This is a genomic window from Escherichia sp. KS167_9B (assembly GCF_030295215.1).
Taxonomy (GTDB): domain Bacteria; phylum Pseudomonadota; class Gammaproteobacteria; order Enterobacterales; family Enterobacteriaceae; genus Escherichia; species Escherichia coli_F.
In genome coordinates this window covers 3712524-3729132 of record NZ_AP025754.1, presented here as the reverse complement: position 1 = coordinate 3729132, position 16609 = coordinate 3712524, and the positions used below count along the sequence as shown (strand labels likewise).

Genomic DNA, 16609 nt, shown 5'->3' with positions numbered 1-16609 from the left:
GTAGTATCTCCGGCAATATTGCCCCTTTGAAGGCTGGCGAATAAGTTGAGGAATCAGAATTAATGAGCGATATGGCAGAGCGCCTTGCGCTACATGAATTTACGGAAAACGCCTACTTAAATTACTCCATGTACGTAATCATGGACCGTGCGTTGCCGTTTATTGGTGATGGTCTGAAACCTGTTCAGCGCCGCATTGTGTATGCGATGTCTGAACTGGGACTAAATGCCAGCGCCAAATTTAAAAAATCGGCCCGTACCGTCGGTGACGTACTGGGTAAATACCATCCGCACGGTGATAGCGCCTGTTATGAAGCGATGGTCCTGATGGCACAGCCGTTCTCTTACCGTTATCCGCTGGTTGATGGTCAGGGGAACTGGGGCGCGCCGGACGATCCGAAATCGTTCGCAGCAATGCGTTACACCGAATCCCGGTTGTCGAAATATTCCGAGCTGCTATTGAGCGAGCTGGGGCAGGGGACGGCTGACTGGGTGCCAAACTTCGACGGCACTTTGCAGGAGCCGAAAATGCTGCCTGCCCGTCTGCCAAACATTTTGCTTAACGGCACCACCGGTATTGCCGTCGGTATGGCGACCGATATTCCACCGCATAACCTGCGTGAAGTGGCTCAGGCAGCAATCGCATTAATCGACCAGCCGAAAACCACGCTCGACCAGCTGCTGGATATCGTGCAGGGGCCGGATTATCCGACTGAAGCGGAAATCATCACTTCGCGCGCCGAGATCCGTAAAATTTACGAGAACGGACGTGGTTCAGTGCGTATGCGCGCGGTGTGGAAGAAAGAAGATGGCGCGGTGGTTATCAGCGCATTGCCGCATCAGGTTTCAGGTGCGCGTGTACTGGAGCAAATTGCTGCGCAAATGCGCAACAAAAAGCTGCCGATGGTTGACGATCTGCGCGATGAATCTGACCACGAGAATCCGACCCGTCTGGTGATTGTGCCGCGTTCCAACCGTGTGGATATGGATCAGGTGATGAACCACCTCTTCGCAACCACCGATCTGGAAAAGAGCTATCGTATTAACCTCAATATGATCGGTCTGGATGGGCGTCCGGCGGTGAAAAACCTGCTGGAAATCCTTTCCGAATGGCTGGTGTTCCGCCGTGATACCGTGCGCCGCCGTCTGAACTATCGTCTGGAGAAAGTCCTCAAGCGCCTGCATATTCTGGAAGGTTTGCTGGTGGCGTTTCTCAATATCGACGAAGTGATTGAGATCATTCGCAATGAAGATGAACCGAAACCGGCGCTGATGTCGCGCTTTGGCCTCACGGAAACTCAGGCGGAAGCGATCCTCGAACTGAAACTGCGTCATCTCGCCAAACTGGAAGAGATGAAGATTCGCGGTGAGCAGAGTGAGCTGGAAAAAGAGCGCGACCAGTTGCAAGGCATTCTGGCGTCCGAGCGTAAAATGAATAACCTGCTGAAGAAAGAACTGCAGGCAGACGCGCAAGCCTATGGTGACGATCGTCGTTCGCCGTTGCAGGAACGCGAAGAAGCGAAAGCGATGAGCGAGCACGACATGTTGCCGTCTGAACCTGTCACCATTGTGCTGTCGCAGATGGGCTGGGTACGCAGCGCTAAAGGCCATGACATCGACGCGCCGGGCCTGAATTATAAAGCGGGTGATAGTTTCAAAGCAGCGGTGAAAGGTAAGAGCAACCAACCGGTAGTGTTTGTTGACTCCACCGGTCGTAGCTATGCTATCGACCCGATTACGCTGCCGTCGGCACGTGGTCAGGGCGAGCCGCTCACCGGCAAATTGACGTTGCCGCCTGGGGCGACCGTTGACCATATGCTGATGGAAAGCGACGATCAGAAACTGTTGATGGCTTCCGATGCGGGTTACGGTTTCGTCTGCACCTTTAACGATCTGGTGGCGCGTAACCGTGCAGGTAAGGCCTTAATCACTTTACCGGAAAATGCCCATGTTATGCCGCCTGTGGTGATTGAGGACGCTTCTGATATGCTGCTGGCAATCACTCAGGCAGGCCGTATGTTGATGTTCCCGGTAAGCGATCTGCCGCAGCTGTCGAAGGGCAAAGGCAACAAGATTATCAACATTCCATCGGCAGAAGCCGCGCGTGGAGAAGATGGTCTGGCGCAACTGTACGTTCTGCCGCCGCAAAGCACGCTGACCATTCATGTTGGGAAACGCAAAATTAAACTGCGTCCGGAAGAGCTACAGAAAGTCACTGGCGAACGTGGACGCCGCGGTACGTTGATGCGCGGTTTGCAGCGTATCGATCGTGTCGAGATCGACTCTCCTCGCCGCGCCAGCAGCGGCGATAGCGAAGAGTAGTATGCCGGGGAGGGTATTGCTTCCTCCCGCTTGCAAGGAACGCCGGATGAAACGTTAAGTCGTCATCCGGCAGCATATTCAACCCCCGGAAACGATAAAAATTCCCTTGAAACCGTTGTTTATTCATGCGTTGCGATTAACAATACGCTTTTCCAGAGAGCGGCTTTTAACAATGCCCTAACCTGATTTCAGGTGACGTACAATGCCAGTCTCTCAGACCTTCAGAGGGTGTTATGCTATATATCTTTCGTCTTATTATTACCGTGATTTACAGCATCTTAGTCTGTGTATTCGGCTCCATTTACTGCCTTTTCAGCCCGCGTAACCCGAAACATGTAGCCACCTTTGGGCATATGTTTGGTCGTCTTGCGCCGCTGTTCGGCCTGAAAGTTGAGTGTCGCAAACCTGCAGATGCTGAAAGCTACGGCAATGCTATTTATATTGCTAACCACCAGAACAACTATGACATGGTGACAGCATCGAACATTGTGCAGCCGCCGACGGTGACGGTAGGTAAAAAGAGTTTGCTGTGGATCCCCTTCTTTGGTCAGTTGTACTGGCTAACCGGCAACTTATTGATCGACAGAAATAACCGCACTAAAGCTCACGGCACCATTGCAGAAGTAGTGAATCACTTCAAAAAACGCCGTATTTCCATCTGGATGTTCCCGGAAGGTACCCGCAGCCGTGGTCGCGGCCTGCTGCCGTTCAAGACCGGAGCATTTCACGCGGCAATTGCGGCGGGCGTCCCGATTATTCCCGTGTGCGTCTCTACAACTTCGAATAAGATTAATCTTAATCGGCTACACAACGGTCTGGTGATTGTCGAAATGCTGCCGCCAATTGACGTCAGTCAGTATGGCAAAGATCAGGTTCGCGAGTTGGCTGCCCATTGTCGTTCGATAATGGAACAAAAAATCGCTGAGCTCGATAAAGAAGTCGCAGAACGCGAAGCCGCCGGAAGAGTTTAAGTCGGCAATCTGTATTTTTGCGGGAACACTTTCCTGCACGGTATTACTTTAGCCAGTTTTACATGGAGCAAATATGTCACTCAGTCGGCGTCAGTTCATTCAGGCATCGGGGATTGCACTTTGTGCAGGCGCTGTTCCCCTGAAGGCCAGCGCAGCCGGGCAACAGCAACCGCTACCCGTTCCGCCGCTGCTTGAATCTCGCCGTGGGCAACCGCTGTTTATGACTGTACAACGTGCGCACTGGTCATTTACGCCAGGAACGCGCGCATCGGTCTGGGGAATCAATGGTCGTTACCTGGGGCCGACTATCCGCGTCTGGAAGGGCGATGATGTTAAGCTGATCTACAGTAACCGCCTGACAGAAAATGTCTCAATGACGGTGTCTGGTTTACAGGTGCCTGGCCCGCTGATGGGCGGTCCGGCACGGATGATGTCGCCAAACGCTGACTGGGCACCCGTATTACCCATTCGCCAGAACGCAGCGACATTGTGGTATCACGCTAATACCCCCAATCGCACGGCTCAGCAGGTCTATAATGGCCTTGCCGGAATGTGGCTGGTGGAAGATGAAGTCAGCAAGTCGCTGCCTATCCCCAACCATTATGGTGTAGATGATTTTCCGGTCATTATCCAGGATAAACGGCTGGATAATTTTGGTACGCCAGAATACAACGAACCGGGAAGCGGCGGCTTTGTTGGAGATACGCTGCTGGTCAACGGTGTACAAAGCCCGTACGTTGAAGTCTCGCGTGGCTGGGTGCGCTTGCGTCTGTTGAACGCGTCGAACTCTCGTCGCTATCAACTACAGATGAGCGATGGTCGCCCGTTACATGTGATTTCTGGCGATCAGGGATTCTTGCCTGCTCCTGTATCGGTGAAGCAACTTTCGCTGGCACCGGGCGAGCGCCGCGAGATTCTGGTGGATATGAGCAACGGTGATGAAGTGTCGATCACCTGTGGCGAAGCGGCGAGCATTGTTGATCGTATTCGTGGCTTCTTTGAGCCATCCAGCATTCTGGTTTCTACGCTGGTGCTCACGTTGCGCCCGACCGGGCTACTGCCGCTGGTTACTGACAGCCTGCCGATGCGCCTGCTGCCAACTGAAATTATGGCCGGTTCGCCGATTCGCAGTCGCGATATCAGTCTGGGTGATGACCCGGGTATCAATGGGCAGCTGTGGGACGTCAACCGTATTGATGTCACCGCGCAGCAAGGAACGTGGGAACGCTGGACGGTACGCGCGGACGAGCCGCAAGCGTTCCATATTGAAGGCGTGATGTTCCAGATCCGTAACGTGAATGGCGCGATGCCGTTCCCGGAAGACAGAGGCTGGAAAGATACCGTTTGGGTTGACGGACAAGTGGAGCTGCTTGTTTATTTCGGTCAGCCTTCCTGGGCGCACTTCCCGTTCTACTTCAACAGTCAGACGCTGGAAATGGCGGACCGTGGCTCGATTGGGCAATTGTTGGTCAATCCGGTACCGTAATCGCCATACTCGCCCGAGAGGGCGAGTATGGAATACTTTTCGATTTCTCTTTCGTTCCGGCTTATAATCCCCGGCCTTTGATTATTTTTTTATCATTTCTGGAAGCAAAATGAGCTCTATCTCCCTGATCCAACCGGATCGCGACCTGTTCTCCTGGCCGCAGTACTGGGCCGCCTGTTTTGGACCGGCACCGTTTTTGCCGATGTCTCGTGAAGAGATGGATCAACTTGGCTGGGATAGCTGCGACATCATTTTGGTTACTGGCGACGCGTATGTCGATCACCCCAGCTTTGGGATGGCGATTTGCGGTCGTATGCTTGAAGCGCAGGGCTTTCGTGTCGGGATCATCGCCCAGCCAGACTGGAGCAGCAAAGACGACTTTATGCGTCTGGGCAAACCGAATCTGTTTTTCGGCGTTACCGCAGGCAACATGGACTCGATGATCAACCGTTACACTGCCGATCGCCGTTTGCGTCATGACGATGCCTACACGCCAGATAACGTCGCGGGTAAGCGCCCGGATCGCGCCACCCTGGTTTATACCCAACGCTGTAAAGAGGCGTGGAAAGATGTGCCGGTGATCCTCGGCGGTATTGAGGCTAGTTTGCGTCGTACCGCGCATTATGATTACTGGTCTGATACCGTGCGCCGTTCCGTGCTGGTGGATTCCAAAGCCGACATGCTGATGTTCGGTAACGGTGAGCGTCCGCTGGTGGAAGTGGCGCATCGTCTGGCGATGGGTGAGCCGATTAGTGAAATCCGCGATGTGCGTAATACCGCGATTATCGTAAAAGAGGCGTTGCCAGGCTGGAGCGGTGTGGATTCCACCCGTCTTGATACTCCTGGGAAAATCGACCCGATCCCGCATCCGTATGGTGAAGATTTGCCGTGCGCGGATAACAAACCGGTGGCCCCGAAAAAGCAGGAAGCGAAAGCCGTAACCGTGCAGCCACCGCGCCCGAAACCGTGGGAAAAAACTTACGTATTGCTGCCTTCTTTCGAGAAAGTGAAGGGCGATAAAGTGCTGTACGCTCATGCTTCGCGTATTCTGCACCATGAAACCAACCCAGGCTGCGCGCGTGCGCTGATGCAAAAACATGGCGACCGCTATGTATGGATCAACCCGCCTGCCATCCCGCTTTCTACCGAAGAGATGGACAGCGTCTTTGCGCTGCCGTACAAGCGCGTGCCGCATCCGGCTTACGGTAATGCCCGAATTCCGGCTTACGAAATGATCCGTTTCTCTGTCAACATTATGCGCGGCTGCTTTGGCGGCTGCTCTTTCTGCTCTATTACCGAGCATGAAGGTCGCATTATTCAGAGCCGTTCGGAAGATTCGATCATCAACGAGATTGAAGCGATCCGCGACACCGTGCCAGGCTTTACGGGCGTGATTTCCGATCTCGGTGGGCCAACTGCCAACATGTATATGTTGCGCTGCAAATCGCCGCGCGCCGAGCAGACTTGCCGCCGTTTATCGTGCGTTTACCCGGATATTTGTCCTCATATGGACACTAACCACGAACCGACGATCAACCTCTATCGCCGCGCGCGTGATCTGAAAGGCATTAAAAAGATCCTCATCGCTTCCGGCGTGCGTTATGACATCGCCGTGGAAGATCCGCGCTATATCAAAGAGCTGGCGACCCATCACGTTGGCGGTTATCTGAAGATTGCCCCGGAACATACCGAAGAAGGGCCGTTGTCGAAGATGATGAAGCCGGGCATGGGCAGCTATGACCGCTTTAAAGAGCTGTTCGATACCTACTCGAAACAGGCAGGTAAAGAGCAATATCTGATCCCGTATTTCATCTCGGCACACCCCGGTACGCGTGATGAAGATATGGTGAATCTGGCGCTGTGGCTGAAAAAGCATCGCTTCCGTCTCGACCAGGTACAGAACTTCTACCCGTCGCCGTTGGCTAACTCCACCACCATGTATTACACCGGGAAAAACCCGCTGGCGAAGATCGGTTACAAGAGTGAAGACGTCTTCGTACCGAAGGGCGACAAACAGCGTCGTTTGCATAAAGCGTTGTTGCGTTACCACGATCCGGCAAACTGGCCGTTAATCCGTCAGGCGCTGGAAGCGATGGGTAAAAAGCATCTGATTGGCAGCCGTCGTGATTGCTTAGTGCCTGCGCCAACCATTGAAGAGATGCGCGAAGCCCGCCGTCAGAACCGCAATACCCGTCCGGCGTTGACTAAACATACGCCGATGGCGACCCAGCGTCAGACGCCTGCTACGGCAAAAAAAGCGTCGTCTACGCCATCTCGCCCGGTGAATGCTGGTGCAAAGAAACGGCCTAAAGCGGCGGTTGGTCGTTAAGTGAAATGTGCCCGGCAGCAATGATACTGCCGGGAAATTTATAACCTTGGTTTATAAGGACTGTTACGAACGTCTAAGCGGTAATGCGCTCTTGCTGTTTCGTCTTTAACTTGCTGAATTTCCGGACGCAGGGCGTCAATATCCTGTTGCAGTTGATTAATTTTGTTATTCAATGCCTGAATATCATGTTCCAGGTGTTCAATTTTGGCATTGCTGGTACAGCCAACAAGATACAGCGCCAGCGGAATGGATAAGATAAGTTTGTTCATTATGAATTCCAGAACCGTCATTCCGCATACATACGCAAGCAGCGCAGGCAATCAAAATAGTCCTGAGCATCAAGACGCGTATTGGCTCTGTTAGCTTCGGATTTTGCCGCATAGATTTGCGGGCGTAATGCTTTCATATCCTGCTCAAGCCGGGCGATTTTGGCATTTAATGTTTGCACATTGCTCGCCAGCTGATTGACCTTTTGCTCATTGACGCAGCCGCTGAGCAAGCAGGTTGCCAGAACAACAGCCCCCACGGTGAAAATCGTTTTCATATAGTATTCCCTTTTATTTATTGTTCCGGCTAATTGTTATTTAATTCAGCTCATTGCTTTAATCTGGCGGCGGTTTTCACCTCAATCTGTTTAAGTAGGCTGCCGCTGTTCGGGCGGATAAAATCAGCGATTTCCCACTTACCTTCGCGCCGCTGTAAAACCAGTTCTTGCTCTTCGTTGTTGCCATTGGTCAGCGTAAAACGAACATGAATGCGGGCGGAATCGGTGGTTTTCTCCAGGACACGGATTTCATCAACGCGTGAAAATAGCGACTCTTCGCCAAAACAGATCGGATTGTCGTAAATAAATTGCCGTTCTATTTGCATATCTTCATCGGGATTGTTGGCAGTCTTGAAGGTGGTTTTATAGAAGGCATTGACCGCCTGGCGGTAAGAGTCGGAAACCACCCACGTCCACGGCCAGCTATAATCAGCAATATGTTCAAAGAGTTCGGCAACAAAGGCTTCCGGCTGTTCTTTTTGCAACGAAGCTACAGCGGCCAGCGTTTTTTCATTCTCGCTATTAACTGCTTGTAAGACGCTGCCATGATTGCTGACAATATCGTCAATGACCCAACGACCATTTTCCGCCACCATTTTCAGTGTCTGCGTGGTCTTTTCTTTATCGTCTTTAAAGATACGAAAGCGCACAACGGCATCGGCATGATCGGCGTCAGGTTGGGTTATCGCTACGCTTTCTAACACCAGATCGCCAAAATCCTGACAATCACAAACCGGATCATAATCCAGCCAGCCAATATTGCCCGGCAGCGTAAGATTGTCGTTCAGGGTAAGCGCCTGTTGAATACGCGCAGAAGTTATCGCTCGCTCTCCGGTTTCACCAAAATAAGGCGTACTGGCATCTGATTTATAGTTCTGATAAATCTGCCGGACTGTTTGTTCTACGGTCTGTGAAGGAGGCTGCGCGTGTACGGTAAAACTTGCCAGGGCTGCTAAAAACAGAAGTATTATTTTCATCTGTTTTTCACCTCTCCGTTGCGTTTATCCCGGGTGTAGATGAATTGTTCCTTTAAGAGCTTCCTGCTCTGCATGATGATGTCCTTATATTTGGCATTCCTGAACAAGGAAGAGTAACAATGGGCAGGACGCGAGGGGAATAAATGATTTCTGAAAAGTCCGGTAGCGGAACATTACCGCCACCGGGAGAATTTGCGCGTTAGCCGCCGAACTGGTCGGGATCGGGGCCGAGGCGTTTGCCCTGGTCGAGTTTGGCAATTTCACCTAGCTCGTCTTTGTCGAGACGGAAATCCCAGACATCAAAGTTTTCGGCAATACGTGAAGGTGTTACCGATTTCGGGATCACCACCAGGCCGTTATCCAGATGCCAGCGGATAACAATCTGCGCCGGGGTTTTGCCGTATTTATCTGCCAGATCGCGAATGACTTTCTGATCGAAAACGCCTTTCCCACCTTGCGCTAATGGGCTCCAGGATTCGGTCTGGATTTTGTGTGTCGCGTTCCAGGCGTGAAGCTGGCGTTGCTGCATCAGCGGGTGGAGTTCAATCTGGTTTATCACCGGCGTCACGCCAGTTTCATCAATCAGGCGTTGCAGGTGGTGGATCTGGAAGTTGCACACGCCGATGCTTTTGATTAAGCCCTCTTTTTGCAATTCGATCATGCCCTTCCATGCTTCGACATAATGGTCAATAGCAGGAACGGGCCAGTGCATTAAGTAAAGGTCGACATAATCAAGCTGGAGTTTTTTCAGGCTGTCGAGCAGGGCTTCGCGGGGGCGCTTGTGGTCGTCGTTCCACAGTTTAGTGGTGATGAACAGTTCTTCTCTGTTAACTGAGGCATTTTTCAGGGCTTTGCCGACACCTTCTTCGTTCTTATAGGCCGCGGCGGTATCAATCGAGCGATAACCCACGTCTAACGCTTTTTGAATGGCAGTGATTACTTCCTCATTACTTGCTTGCCAGACGCCCAGTCCCAACTGGGGCATGACATTGCCATCCTGTAGCTTAATAACGGTTGGATTAGCCATACGTTCCTCCTTTATATGAACTCACCGGAGCAGGCTCCGGTGAGGTGTTGTGAACTTAAGTCTGGACGAAATGCCCGAAAACGAAAGTTTGAGGCGTAAAAAGCTTAGCGGGCGGCTTCGTATATGCGGCGGCTGACATCCAGCGTAATGTCATGATTTTCGCCCAGTTGGGTCATACCGTGCTCTTCCAGTTTTTTCAACAAAGCCGGGATGGAGCTGCCGTCCAGACCGTAGTCGGAGAGGTGGGTCGGCACGCCTAATTGCTCAAAGAAATTGCGGGTTGCGGCAATCGCGGCGTCAATACGCTCATCGTCAGAACCTTCTGTGATGTTCCAGACGCGTTCAGCATATTGCAGCAGTTTAGCGCGTTTAGTGTCGCGTTTCTCATTCCACAGTGCAGGCAGGACGATAGCCAGCGTTTGCGCGTGATCCAGACCGTGCATCGCAGTCAGTTCGTGGCCCAGCATATGCGTTGCCCAATCCTGGGGTACACCTGCGCCAATTAAACCGTTCAGCGCCTGAGTCGCCGCCCACATAACGTTGGCGCGTACATCGTAGTTTTCTGGCTCTTTCAGGGCTTTCGGACCATCTTCGATCAGCGTCAGCAAAATGCCTTCTGCGAAACGGTCCTGAATTTTGGCATCAACCGGTTTGGTAACATACTGTTCCACGGTGTGCACAAAGGCATCCACTACACCGTTAGCCACCTGACGCGGCGGCAGAGTGTAGGTATAAACCGGATCGAGCACGGCAAATACCGGCTGAACATGGGCAGAATGGAACGCCTGCTTGTCGCCTGTAGTTTTACGGGAGATGACCGCACCTGCGTTGGATTCTGAACCGGTTGCTGGCAGCGTCAGCACACAGCCCATCGGGATGGCGCTTTTAATCTCTTTACCGCCCGTTTGTAGAATGTGCCACGGATCGATATTTTCTGGATAGTTAGCCGCCGCAGCGATAAATTTGGTGCCGTCCAGTACAGAACCGCCGCCAACCGCCAGCAGGAAGGTTACTTTCTGTTCGCGAACCAGTTTCACGGCATTCATCAGCGTTTCATAAGCCGGGTTTGGCTCAATACCGCCAAATTCCAGCACGTCCATGCCTTTCAGGGCATCCAGAACTTGATCGAGAACGCCGGTTTTTTTCACGCTGCCGCCGCCGTAGGTAATCAATACGCGTGCATCGTGAGGAATTTGCTCGCGTAAACAAGCGATTGCGCCTTTACCAAACAGAATGCGGGTTGGGGTGTGCAGATTAAAGTTGTTCATTACTTGCTCCCTTTGCTGGGTCAATATGAGGGCAGAGATCGGTCTGCCTGATGTTTTTCATTGTGGTCGCCAGCGCCGTACCTCTCAATGCTCATTTCTGCCAATGTCTTGCCTATTTCTCCAGAGTGCTGGAGAAATGCTACAAAATTGCGCACAATCAAATTGCCGCATTATTCCTAAGAAATTACGCGATATGAAACGTGAAGAGATTTGCCGCTTGCTGGCGGGTAAAGTTAATAAACTGAAAAATAAAGAAAATAGTTTGTCAGAGCTATTGCCCGATGTGCGTTTGTTGTATGGCGAGACGCCTTTCGCACGTACGCCGGTGATGTACGAGCCCGGCATCATAATTCTCTTTTCTGGGCATAAAATCGGTTATATCAATGAACGCGTGTTTCGTTATGATGCCAATGAATATCTGCTGCTGACGGTGCCGTTGCCGTTTGAGTGCGAAACTTATGCAACGTCAGAGGTACCGCTGGCAGGGTTGCGTCTCAATGTCGATGTTTTGCAGTTACAAGAGCTGTTGATGGACATTGGCGAAGATGAGCATTTTCGTCCGTCGATGGCAGCCAGCGGGATTAACTCTGCCACGTTATCAGAAGAGATTTTATGTGCGGCGGAGCGGTTACTCGACGTGATGGAGCGACCGCTGGATGCGCGTATTCTCGGCAAACAGATCATCCGCGAAATTCTGTACTACGTGCTGACCGGACCTTGCGGTGGCGCGTTACTGGCGCTGGTCAGCCGTCAGACCCACTTCAGCCTGATTAGTCGTGTGCTGAAACGAATTGAGAATAAATACACCGAAAACCTGAGCGTCGAGCAACTGGCGGCAGAAGCCAACATGAGCGTATCGGCGTTCCACCATAATTTTAAGTCTGTCACTAGCACCTCGCCGTTGCAGTATTTGAAGAATTACCGTCTGCATAAGGCGCGGATGATGATTATCCACGACGGCATGAAGGCCAGTGCAGCAGCGATGCGCGTCGGCTACGAAAGCGCGTCGCAATTTAGCCGTGAGTTTAAACGTTACTTTGGTGTGACACCGGGGGAGGATGCGGCAAGAATGCGGGCGATGCAGGGGAGTTAAATGCGTTCCCGGTACCGCAACCGGGAACGGGGGAAATTGTCAGGCGTTACAGTATTTCTTTTTAATCACCACAAACAGCGTGCCTAACAAGCCTGCAGTTAACAAGGCAATCGGCAGGATCATCAGGAATGTCATTACCTGATCTTCATGCCGTTTAACGAACGGAATCATGCTTAAGGCATAGCCGAAACTGGTTACTACGCTGACCCACAGCAATCCGCTTAGCCAGTTGAAAAACTGGAAGCGACGGTTTGGTAGACCGGAAATACCCGCCATGGTTGGCAACAGCGTACGGACAAATGCGAGAAAACGTCCAGCCAGCAGCGCCAGCAGACCGTGACGGTCAAACATACAGGTAGCACGCTGGTGATATTTGGCAGGAAGCTGTGCCAGCCAGCCTTTCACCGTTTTAGTATTCCCTAACCAGCGCCCCTGAATATAACTTAACCAGCAGCCCAAACTTGCTGCGGCGGTCAGAATCGCAATCGTTGGCAGAAAATCCATAACCCCCTGGGCAATCAATGCGCCTGCCAGTATCAACAAGCTGTCGCCTGGCAAAAATGAGGCGGGCAGCAGGCCGTTTTCTAAAAACAGCGTGGCAAACATGACAAAGTAAACAACGCTAACAATATGAGGATCCGCCAGCGCGGCAAAGTCGTGTTGCCAGAGCGCAGCGATGATATCTTGAATAACAGCCATGGACTTTCCTGTGGAACAGCGTTTAAGCCTTTATCTGCCTATTGTACTCCTGAATCACCCGGGACGCCTTGATCCCGGACGCAACAATTTAAGACTTTTCACAATTAAATGTCTGCAAATTTGTCCAAACTGGCAACATTACACAATTCGCGCAAAACCGGCGTCCAGATCGGCAATCAAATCGTCGACATCTTCCAGACCAATATGCAGGCGAATCAAGGTCCCGCTAAAATCGATCTCGCCTTGTGGACGAATGGCGGCGATATGTTCTGGTTGATTTGCCAGGATCAACGATTCATAACCGCCCCACGAGTAGGCCATGCTGAATAAACTGAAGTTATCCAGATAGTTCGCCAGCTCTTCATCATTGAGTTTTTTCTTAAGCACAAAGGAAAATAGCCCGCTGCTACCTGTAAAGTCTCGTTGCCAGAATTCGTGACCTTTACTGCCAGGCAGAGCAGGGTGGTTAACTCGTGCTACTTGCGGATGTTCCGCCAGCCATTTAGCTACTTTCAGGCTACTTTCGTGATGTTGACGCAGGCGAACACCCAAAGTGCGCAGGCCACGGCTGGTTATATAGGCGGTATCGGCATCGACCATCTGCCCCATCAGATAGGCATTCTCCCGTAGCTGCTCCCAGCAACGGGCATTGCATACGGCAGTACCAATCATCGCATCTGAATGCCCAACCAGATATTTGGTAGCGGCCTGAATGGAAACATCAATGCCAAAATCCAGCGCCTTAAACAGCACGCCGGCCGCCCAGGTGTTATCGATCATAATGATGGCATCTGGCACTACACTGCGCACGGCGGCAACAATCGCCGGAACGTCGTGGACTTCCATGGTGATGGAGCCCGGCGATTCCAGAAATACAATTTTAGTGTTTGGCTGCACATGTTTAACAATATTCGCGCCAATCAGCGGATCAAACCACGATGTCGTTACGCCCAGTTTGCTGAGGATTTTGCTACAGAAATCCTGACTCGGTTCATAGGCGGTGTTGGTCATCAACACATGATCGCCCTGTTCGACAAAAGCAAGAATGGAATTAGCAACCGCTGCTGCTCCGCAGGGGAACAGCACGCAGCCTGCGCCACCTTCCAGTTCGCACATCGCTTCTTGTAAGGAGAAATGGGTTAACGTTCCACGCCGTCCATAAAACAACTCGCCATTGGCGCGATTGCGTGTCGCGTGTTTTTTGGCTTCCACACTGTCAAAGACCAGCGAAGAAGCGCGCTGAATCACGCTATTTACCGCGCCGAGAGTGTATTTTTTGCTGCGTCCTGCGTTGACCAGTTGAGTATCAAGCTTGTTTTCCGCCATGTCCGGATTCCTGTTTTTATACGTCTGGATGTCTAAACTAGCATGAATATTCGCGGGCGCATCCTGAAGAATTGGCATAAAGCAGAAAATTTTTGCAAATGGCGTGCTGGTGACTTTTTTACTGCGTAAACGCAAGGAAAAGAAAGCAAAGGTACGGCAGTATGCAAATAGTAATGAGAACGACTATCAATTCGACGCCGTTTTGATATTATTATGCGCAGATTTTGTGACTTGCGTCCTGGAGATACACAGTGGGTAATAATTTAATGCAGACGGACCTTTCCGTCTGGGGTATGTATCAGCACGCCGATATTGTCGTTAAGTGCGTGATGATTGGGCTTATTTTGGCCTCCGTAGTCACTTGGGCAATCTTCTTCAGTAAGAGCGTTGAGTTCTTCAATCAGAAGCGTCGCCTGAAACGCGAACAGCAACTGCTGGCCCAAGCGCGTTCCTTGAACCAGGCCAACGATATCGCCGCTGATTTTGGTAGCAAAAGCTTAAGCCTGCATTTGCTCAATGAAGCGCAGGATGAGCTGGAACTGTCAGAAGGCAGCGACGATAACGAAGGTATTAAAGAACGTACCAGCTTCCGTCTGGAGCGTCGGGTCGCCGCCGTGGGGCGTCAAATGGGCCGCGGTAACGGCTACCTTGCAACCATCGGCGCGATTTCGCCGTTTGTGGGCCTCTTTGGTACGGTCTGGGGCATCATGAACAGCTTTATCGGTATTGCGCAAACGCAGACCACTAATCTGGCTGTCGTTGCGCCGGGTATCGCAGAAGCTCTGTTAGCAACGGCAATCGGCCTCGTGGCAGCGATTCCAGCGGTCGTTATCTATAACGTATTTGCACGTCAGATTGGCGGCTTTAAAGCGATGCTGGGTGATGTCGCAGCGCAGGTATTATTGCTGCAAAGTCGTGACCTGGATCTGGAAGCCAGCGCCGCTGCGCATCCGGTTCGTGTCGCCCAAAAATTACGCGCAGGATAATGTTCGATGGCAATGCATCTTAACGAAAACCTCGACGATAACGGCGAAATGCATGATATCAACGTGACGCCGTTTATCGACGTGATGTTGGTTCTGCTGATTATCTTTATGGTGGCAGCGCCGTTAGCGACGGTAGATGTGAAGGTGAACTTGCCTGCTTCTACCAGCACGCCGCAGCCTCGTCCGGAAAAACCGGTTTATCTGTCGGTGAAGGCGGACAACTCGATGTTTATCGGTAACGATCCGGTCACCGATGAAACAATGGTTACAGCGCTGAATGCGTTAACCGAAGGTAAGAAAGATACCACTATCTTCTTCCGTGCGGATAAAACCGTCGATTACGAGACGTTGATGAAGGTAATGGATACGCTGCATCAGGCGGGTTACCTGAAGATAGGTCTGGTCGGCGAAGAAACTGCCAAAGCGAAGTAAAGACAATTGCCTGATGCGCTACGCTTATCAGGCCTACAAAATATATTGCAACATATTGAATTTGCATGACATGTAGGCCGGATAAGGCGTTTAGACCGCATCCGGCAAGAGTTAAATGCATAATGATGCCCGGTTGCTTTTCGCAACCGGGCATTTTTTTAGCCTAAATGCTCGCCGCCGCACACGCCGTGCACTTCTGCGGTGACATAGCTCGACTCCTGACTTGCTAGATAAACATATACAGGGGCCAGTTCCGCCGGTTGCCCCGCACGTTTCATTGGTGTTTGCTGACCAAACTGCGGGATCTTATCCTGCGTTTGTCCACCGGAAATTTGCAGTGCTGTCCAGATAGGGCCTGGTGCGACAATGTTCACTCGAATGCCTTTTTCTGCGACCTGTTTTGCCAGGCCACGGCTGTAGTTCAGAATCGCCGCCTTCGTAGCCGCATAGTCCAGCAAATGTGGGCTTGGCTGGTACGCCTGGATTGACGAAGTGGTGATGATACTGGCACCTTTCGGTAGCAGGGGGATCGCTTCCTGGGTGAGCCAGAACAGTGCGAAAACGTTAATGGCAAACGTCTTTTGAAACTGTTCGCTGGTGAGGTCTGCAATATCAGGAATAGCAACCTGTTTCCCGGCGACCAGCGCCATAATATCCAGCCCGCCTAACGCCTTATGCGCTTCGTGAACCAGCGAACGGGCAAACTTCTCATCGCTTAAATCGCCAGGCAGCAGGACGGCTTTGCGTCCGCATTCTTCAATGATCTTTTTCACATCCTGAGCGTCTTCTTCTTCCACGGGAAGATAACTGATCGCTACGTCAGCGCCTTCACGCGCGTAAGCGATGGCGGCAGCACGACCGATTCCGGAATCGCCCCCTGTCACCAGTGCTTTACGATCTTTCAGGCGACCGCTACCAACATAGGTTTTCTCGCCGCAATCCGGCACCGGTGTCATTTTCGCCTGGATGCCTGGCGTCGGTTGTTTCTGTTTGGGATATTCACCAGTGTAATACTGCGTGGTCGGGTCTTTTAAATGAGACATTGTTTTTCTCCCTTCAGGTTCAACGTCCTTTAAGGGTAGACGCTCTCGATGCGTTGATAAGGGAACCAGGAAGATCCCTAAACCTCGGATTTATGCGACAAAGGTTT

Annotated in this window: 15 protein-coding genes; 7 read left to right on the top strand and 8 right to left on the bottom strand. The window is 51.7% G+C overall.

The genetic code is table 11. The features are described from left to right. Positions 1-62 precede the first annotated feature (62 nt). The 4 genes from parC to QUE34_RS18670 all read left to right on the top strand — a co-directional run bounded on the left by parC (position 63) and on the right by QUE34_RS18670 (position 7107). Complete coding sequence (gene parC / locus QUE34_RS18685; protein WP_001281881.1) at positions 63-2321, top strand: DNA topoisomerase IV subunit A; 2259 nt, start codon at positions 63-65, stop codon at positions 2319-2321. A gap of 233 nt (positions 2322-2554) precedes the next feature. After that, positions 2555-3292 (top strand): 1-acylglycerol-3-phosphate O-acyltransferase, encoded by a 738-nt coding sequence (gene plsC, locus QUE34_RS18680; RefSeq protein WP_000965713.1) that lies wholly within the window; start codon positions 2555-2557, stop codon positions 3290-3292. A gap of 73 nt (positions 3293-3365) precedes the next feature. Further along, entirely contained in the window at positions 3366-4778 is a 1413-nt protein-coding gene (gene ftsP / locus QUE34_RS18675; RefSeq protein ID WP_000059405.1) for a cell division protein FtsP, read from the top strand. Between the two features lie 109 nt (positions 4779-4887). Beyond that, on the top strand, positions 4888-7107 hold the full coding sequence (locus QUE34_RS18670) for a YgiQ family radical SAM protein (RefSeq protein ID WP_000095184.1): 2220 nt from the start codon (positions 4888-4890) through the stop codon (positions 7105-7107). A gap of 38 nt (positions 7108-7145) precedes the next feature. On the opposite strand, the gene QUE34_RS18665 is transcribed toward QUE34_RS18670, so the two are convergent. From QUE34_RS18665 to yqhD, 5 genes are all read right to left on the bottom strand, one after another. Then, complete coding sequence (locus QUE34_RS18665; RefSeq protein WP_001037462.1) at positions 7146-7376, bottom strand: LPP leucine zipper domain-containing protein; 231 nt, start codon at positions 7374-7376, stop codon at positions 7146-7148. Between the two features lie 17 nt (positions 7377-7393). Next, complete coding sequence (gene yqhH, locus QUE34_RS18660; protein WP_000848528.1) at positions 7394-7651, bottom strand: lipoprotein YqhH; 258 nt, start codon at positions 7649-7651, stop codon at positions 7394-7396. 50 nt (positions 7652-7701) lie between these two features. Beyond that, positions 7702-8628: a YqhG/Tai3 family protein gene (locus QUE34_RS18655; protein WP_000691636.1), complete on the bottom strand. Its 927-nt coding sequence runs from the start codon at positions 8626-8628 to the stop codon at positions 7702-7704. Positions 8629-8827: 199 nt separating this feature from the next. Beyond that, entirely contained in the window at positions 8828-9655 is an 828-nt protein-coding gene (gene dkgA, locus QUE34_RS18650) for a 2,5-didehydrogluconate reductase DkgA (RefSeq protein WP_000013131.1), read from the bottom strand. 104 nt (positions 9656-9759) lie between these two features. Then, complete coding sequence (gene yqhD, locus QUE34_RS18645; RefSeq protein WP_001058790.1) at positions 9760-10923, bottom strand: alcohol dehydrogenase; 1164 nt, start codon at positions 10921-10923, stop codon at positions 9760-9762. Between the two features lie 193 nt (positions 10924-11116). Between yqhD and yqhC the strand changes: the two genes are divergently transcribed. Continuing rightward, positions 11117-12016 (top strand): DNA-binding transcriptional regulator YqhC, encoded by a 900-nt coding sequence (gene yqhC / locus QUE34_RS18640; RefSeq protein WP_001332907.1) that lies wholly within the window; start codon positions 11117-11119, stop codon positions 12014-12016. A 39-nt stretch (positions 12017-12055) separates the two neighbouring features. Here yqhC and yghB read toward each other — a convergent pair whose 3' ends face one another. Both yghB and metC read right to left on the bottom strand, forming a co-directional pair. After that, on the bottom strand, positions 12056-12715 hold the full coding sequence (gene yghB / locus QUE34_RS18635; protein ID WP_000268419.1) for a DedA family general envelope maintenance protein YghB: 660 nt from the start codon (positions 12713-12715) through the stop codon (positions 12056-12058). Between the two features lie 138 nt (positions 12716-12853). After that, positions 12854-14041 carry a cystathionine beta-lyase gene (gene metC / locus QUE34_RS18630; protein WP_024198994.1) on the bottom strand — a complete coding sequence of 396 codons (1188 nt, stop codon included), beginning with the start codon at positions 14039-14041 and terminating at the stop codon, positions 12854-12856. A 251-nt stretch (positions 14042-14292) separates the two neighbouring features. Between metC and exbB the strand changes: the two genes are divergently transcribed. After that, positions 14293-15027, top strand: coding sequence for a tol-pal system-associated acyl-CoA thioesterase (gene exbB / locus QUE34_RS18625; protein ID WP_000527851.1), 735 nt, complete (start codon positions 14293-14295; stop codon positions 15025-15027). A gap of 6 nt (positions 15028-15033) precedes the next feature. Then, complete coding sequence (exbD, locus tag QUE34_RS18620) at positions 15034-15459, top strand: TonB system transport protein ExbD (protein WP_001240714.1); 426 nt, start codon at positions 15034-15036, stop codon at positions 15457-15459. Between the two features lie 158 nt (positions 15460-15617). Here the strand turns inward: exbD and yghA are convergent, their stop codons facing one another. Further along, positions 15618-16502, bottom strand: coding sequence for an NADP(+)-dependent aldehyde reductase (gene yghA / locus QUE34_RS18615; RefSeq protein ID WP_000018760.1), 885 nt, complete (start codon positions 16500-16502; stop codon positions 15618-15620). Between the last annotated feature and the right edge of the window lie 107 nt (positions 16503-16609).

Excerpts from the sequence above, each read along its gene's own strand:
- parC (WP_001281881.1), top strand. The coding sequence starts at position 63 with ATGAGCGATATGGCAGAGCGCCTTGCGCTACATGAATTTACGGAAAAC.
- plsC (WP_000965713.1), top strand. The coding sequence starts at position 2,555 with ATGCTATATATCTTTCGTCTTATTATTACCGTGATTTACAGCATCTTA.
- ftsP (WP_000059405.1), top strand. The coding sequence starts at position 3,366 with ATGTCACTCAGTCGGCGTCAGTTCATTCAGGCATCGGGGATTGCACTT.
- QUE34_RS18670 (WP_000095184.1), top strand. The coding sequence starts at position 4,888 with ATGAGCTCTATCTCCCTGATCCAACCGGATCGCGACCTGTTCTCCTGG.
- QUE34_RS18665 (WP_001037462.1), bottom strand. The coding sequence starts at position 7,376 with ATGAACAAACTTATCTTATCCATTCCGCTGGCGCTGTATCTTGTTGGC.
- yqhH (WP_000848528.1), bottom strand. The coding sequence starts at position 7,651 with ATGAAAACGATTTTCACCGTGGGGGCTGTTGTTCTGGCAACCTGCTTG.
- QUE34_RS18655 (WP_000691636.1), bottom strand. The coding sequence starts at position 8,628 with ATGAAAATAATACTTCTGTTTTTAGCAGCCCTGGCAAGTTTTACCGTA.
- dkgA (WP_000013131.1), bottom strand. The coding sequence starts at position 9,655 with ATGGCTAATCCAACCGTTATTAAGCTACAGGATGGCAATGTCATGCCC.
- yqhD (WP_001058790.1), bottom strand. The coding sequence starts at position 10,923 with ATGAACAACTTTAATCTGCACACCCCAACCCGCATTCTGTTTGGTAAA.
- yqhC (WP_001332907.1), top strand. The coding sequence starts at position 11,117 with ATGAAACGTGAAGAGATTTGCCGCTTGCTGGCGGGTAAAGTTAATAAA.
- yghB (WP_000268419.1), bottom strand. The coding sequence starts at position 12,715 with ATGGCTGTTATTCAAGATATCATCGCTGCGCTCTGGCAACACGACTTT.
- metC (WP_024198994.1), bottom strand. The coding sequence starts at position 14,041 with ATGGCGGAAAACAAGCTTGATACTCAACTGGTCAACGCAGGACGCAGC.
- exbD (WP_001240714.1), top strand. The coding sequence starts at position 15,034 with ATGGCAATGCATCTTAACGAAAACCTCGACGATAACGGCGAAATGCAT.
- yghA (WP_000018760.1), bottom strand. The coding sequence starts at position 16,502 with ATGTCTCATTTAAAAGACCCGACCACGCAGTATTACACTGGTGAATAT.